This window comes from Brevundimonas sp. (assembly GCF_031082345.1).
GTDB lineage: Bacteria > Pseudomonadota > Alphaproteobacteria > Caulobacterales > Caulobacteraceae > Brevundimonas.
Map to the genome: position 1 here is coordinate 1 of NZ_JAVHLH010000252.1, position 4095 is coordinate 4095.

The following is a 4095-nucleotide window of genomic DNA, read 5'->3' on the forward strand; positions in this document are numbered from 1 at the left end:
TCTACGGCGGCGGCGGCGTCGGGCTGATGGGGGCCTCCGCGCGGGCGGCGCACGCTGCGGGGGGACGGGTGCTGGGGGTCATGCCCGGCTTCCTGCGCAGCCGCGAGCGGCTGTTCGACGAGGTCGAGACCCTGGTCGTGCCGTCGATGCACGAGCGCAAGACCATCATGTACGATCAGTCCGACGCCTTCGTGGTGGCGCCGGGCGGCGTCGGTACGCTGGAGGAGGCCATCGAGGTGCTGTCGTGGAAGCGCCTCGACCTGCATGCAAAGCCGGTGATCTTCCTGAATCTGAACGGCTTCTGGGATACTCTGCTGGCGGCGATGGAGCACGGCATCGAGGAGGGCATGACGCCCGCCTCGTTCCGGCAGGCGTGGACCGTCTGCAACACTGTGGCGGAAGCGATCGAGGCGGTGCGGGCGGCGGACGATCTGCCTCACTTGCAACATGATCAGCGATAAGTAATCACTGGTCATGTAGTCAGAGGCCGTGCGTTTCTTTTGAAAACGCGGCTTGACAGTTTCGAATAACAACGGACACTGACGTCGTCGGGCGGATCCACGCCCCTGCCATCTTCGGAGACCTCCCCCATGCGTGCTCTGCTTATCGCCGCGGCCCTGTTCGTCGCCGCCCCGGCCTTCGCCAACGCCCCCGTCTCGAGCGCCGTCCTCGCCGACGCGTCCAAGGCTCCGGCCGAACGCACCATCATCGACGGCGCCGCCTGGCGCTGTGAAGGCGCGACCTGCACCGCCAACGGCGGCGCCAACCAGCCCGCCTCGCGCGCCTGCCGCCGGGTCGTGGCCCGCTTCGGCGCCGTGACCGCCTTCACCTACAAGGGCGTCGAACTGACGGCCGAGCAAGTGGCCGCCTGCAACGCCTGATCGGCGCGCAGCTGTCGACCAAAGACAAGGGCCGCCCTTTCCGAGGGGCGGCCCTTTTTGCGGCCAGTGGGGGTCGATCAGGCGGTTTCGCCGCTCAAGCGTTTGACGATGCGGTCGCGGCCGATCAGCGGCACGAGGCTGGCCATGTCCGGGCCGTGGGCCTGACCGGTCAGGATGTGGCGCAGCGGCATGAACAGCGCCTTGCCCTTGGCCCCGGTGCGCTCCTTGACGGCGCTGGTCCAGACCGACCAGGCGTCGGCGTCGAGCGTGGCGGGGAGCACCTCCAGCGCCGCCGCGGCGAAGGCCGGCTCTTCGATCACAGGCGTGACCGGACCGCTTATGATTCGTTCAAGATCAAGGATATCGGCAAACTTCTGAAGGTTCGGCCGAAGGATGTTCCAGACCTCCTCGCCCATCTCGGAACCCAGCGCCGCGAGCCTCGGCCGCGCCGTCGCATAGTCCATTGCGTGCAGGGCCTGGGCGTTCAGCCGGTCGAGGTCGGCGGTGTCGTAGCGCGCCGGCGACCGGCCCATTTTGGAGAAGGAGAAGCTCTCGCCCAAGGCGTCGATCGACGCCCCGACTTCGAGCGGGTCCGACGTGCCGATGCGGCCGAGATGGCTGGTGATGGCGATCGGCTCATAGCCCTGGTCGCGCATCTCGGCGATCGACAGGGAGCCCAGACGCTTGGACAGGGCCTGGCCGTCGGCCCCGACCAGCAGCGGCATGTGGGCGAAGGCGGGGACCGGTCCGCCGAGCGCCTCGAAGATCTCGATCTGGGCGCCGGTGTTGGTGACATGGTCCTCGCCCCGGATGACGTGGGTGATGGCCATGTCGATGTCGTCGACCACCGACGGCAGGGTGTAGAGGAACAGGCCGTCCTCGCGGATCAGGACCGGATCGGACATCGAGGCGGTGTCGACCTCGGCGTGTCCGCGCGACAGGTCTTCCCAGGCCACGCGACGGCCGTCCAGTTTGAAACGCCAGTGCGGTTTGCGGCCTTCGGCCTCGTACGCCGCCTTCTCCGCCTCGGTCAGGTCCAGGGCGGCGCGGTCGTAGATGGGCGGCAAGCCGCGCGACAGCTGCACCTTGCGGCGCCGGTCGAGCTCTTCGGAGGTGTCGTAGCAGGGATAGAGCCGCCCGGCGGCCTTCAGCCGCGCCGCGGCTTCCTCATAGCGGTTGAACCGCTTCGACTGGTTGTGGCGTTCGTCCCAGACGAGGCCCAGCCAGGTCAGGTCGTCCTCGATGCCCTGTTCGAACTCGGGCGTGGAGCGGGCCAGGTCGGTGTCGTCGATGCGCAGGACGAACGCGCCGCCCTGCCCTTTCGCGAACATCCAGTTCACCAGGGCGGTGCGCACATTGCCTACGTGCAGTTTTCCCGTCGGCGACGGGGCGAAACGAACCTTGACGGACATCGGGTGACCTTGAAACGCGAGGCGCGGTAGGTCGCGCTCCCGGGCGGTCAAGTCAAGGCGCGGGCTCCGCCTCGAACAGCCAGTTCATGCCTCGCCGATAGGCGTCGGGCGCGTTCGCGGCGTGCGTGCCGCCCTCCACCCGCTCGCCCCGCAGACGCCAGGGCCGCTGCGTGCGCGCGCCCCACGCCGACAGCCATCGGGCCGCCTCCGCCTGCAGGTCGGCCCGATCGCGGGTCCCGCTGACCACGACCAGACCCAGATCACTCCGCGCGGACGGCGCAGCCGACTCCAGCAGGGATTCGATGCCCGGCGTGATCGAGGGATTGCTGGCGATCCGTCCCCAGAACAGATCCGGGTCGGTCACGGCCGAATACAGCACGAAGGCGCCGCCGCGCGACTGGCCGAACAGGACCCGCCGCGACGGATCGGAGCGGTAGCGGCGCTCGATGTCGGGGATCAGCTCGGTCTTGAGGAAGCGCTGGAACGCCCCGGCTCCGGCCTGCCCGGCCGACACGCCGGCGCCCGGGGTCTGGAAGTCGATGCTGCGCCGGTTGGTCGCCGGATCGAAGCCGCCGTAGGCGACGCCCACAACGATGGCCTCGGGCAGGCCGTCGTCATAGGTCAGGAACAGGTGATTGGCCGCCAGAATGGGGAACAGGCTGTCGCCGTCCGTCAGATAGACGGTGGGCCAGGCGTTAGCGGCGGCGGGGTCGTAGCCGTCCGGCAGCCGCACATAGATGTGGAAGGCTCGACCGACCTCGCGCGACTCCACCCGGAAATAGTCGCCGGTCAGCGCGGGCAGATGGTTCAGCGGCACGACCTCGGCGGGACCAGCCGGCGCGACCGCACAGCCCGTCAGCAGGGCCAGGGCGACGATGGCCGGAGCCAGACGCCTCACGGTCACCGCCTCAGTCGTCGCGGTGGACGCGTTCGCGACGCTCGTGCCGCTCCTGGGCCTCGACCGAGAGGGTCGCGGTCGGGCGGGCTTCCAGCCGTCCGAGGCTGATCGGCTCACCGGTTTCCTCGCAGTAGCCGTAGGAGCCGTCCTCGATCCGCCGCAAAGCCTCATCGATCTTGGAGATCAGCTTGCGCTGACGGTCGCGGGTCCGCAGCTCGAGGGCGCGGTCGGATTCGGACGACGCCCGATCGACCAGATCCGGATGATTCTCCGTCTCCGCCTTCAGGTTGACCACGGTGCCCTTGGACTCACGAAGGATCTCGTCCTTCCAGGCCAGGAGTTTGGCCTTGAAGTAGGCCAGTTGCCGTTCATTCATGAACGGCTCGTCCTCGGTTGGCCGATAACCGTTCGGCTCAATCACAGACGCCAATGCGTTCATCGCACTCACGCTTTCAACAGCGCCCCCCTGTGGCGCAGTGCTGCGTATAGGGATGGCGAAGAGTCGCGGCAACAACGCTCGCGCGAGCGTGACCGGCTACAGGCCCATCCACGGGCGAGCGTGACATTTCTTCATCACCCGCCGCCCAGAGATCACGCTTTTGCGAAAGATTTCACCGGCTTATGCTGCGCTGCGGCGAAGATCGGCCTTGGCCAACTCCACCGCCGCCCGCAGTTCGATCTGGTCCAGCAGGCTGTTGAGGCCCGGATCGGCGTCGACCGGACGTTCCTCGCTCAGGCTGCGGTTGAGGCGTTCCAGCGTCCCCTCGCCCGACTCACCGGCCAGCAGGGCCAGCTTGAGCTCGTCCAGCCGGTCCAGCAGCCCGCCGCCGCGGCGGATGGCGCGCCGACGGCGCTCCGTGGCGTCCTCGACCCCTTGCAGGGCCATCAGGGCGGACACGCCGGC

6 protein-coding genes are annotated in these 4095 nt (G+C 68.4%); 2 read left to right on the forward strand and 4 right to left on the reverse strand.

Going from position 1 to position 4095, the window contains the following annotated elements; all coding sequences use genetic code 11:
- Positions 1-461: TIGR00730 family Rossman fold protein (locus RDU12_RS13390; RefSeq protein WP_308685103.1), on the forward strand; the 461-nt coding region annotated here is incomplete at its 5' end.
- 129 nt (positions 462-590) lie between these two features.
- Complete coding sequence (locus RDU12_RS13395; RefSeq protein WP_300292810.1) at positions 591-881, forward strand: hypothetical protein; 291 nt, start codon at positions 591-593, stop codon at positions 879-881.
- Between the two features lie 77 nt (positions 882-958).
- Here RDU12_RS13395 and gltX read toward each other — a convergent pair whose 3' ends face one another.
- The 4 genes from gltX to RDU12_RS13415 all read right to left on the reverse strand — a co-directional run.
- The gene (gltX, locus tag RDU12_RS13400; protein ID WP_300292812.1) at positions 959-2293 is read right to left on the reverse strand and encodes a glutamate--tRNA ligase; all 1335 of its coding nucleotides are present in this window, start codon (positions 2291-2293) and stop codon (positions 959-961) included.
- A 52-nt stretch (positions 2294-2345) separates the two neighbouring features.
- Positions 2346-3191 carry an alpha/beta hydrolase-fold protein gene (locus RDU12_RS13405; protein ID WP_308685106.1) on the reverse strand — a complete coding sequence of 282 codons (846 nt, stop codon included), beginning with the start codon at positions 3189-3191 and terminating at the stop codon, positions 2346-2348.
- 10 nt (positions 3192-3201) lie between these two features.
- Complete coding sequence (dksA, locus tag RDU12_RS13410; protein WP_300293408.1) at positions 3202-3630, reverse strand: RNA polymerase-binding protein DksA; 429 nt, start codon at positions 3628-3630, stop codon at positions 3202-3204.
- Positions 3631-3810: 180 nt separating this feature from the next.
- A partial coding sequence (locus RDU12_RS13415; protein WP_308685108.1) for a flagellar assembly protein FliX occupies positions 3811-4095 on the reverse strand: 285 nt, incomplete at its 5' end.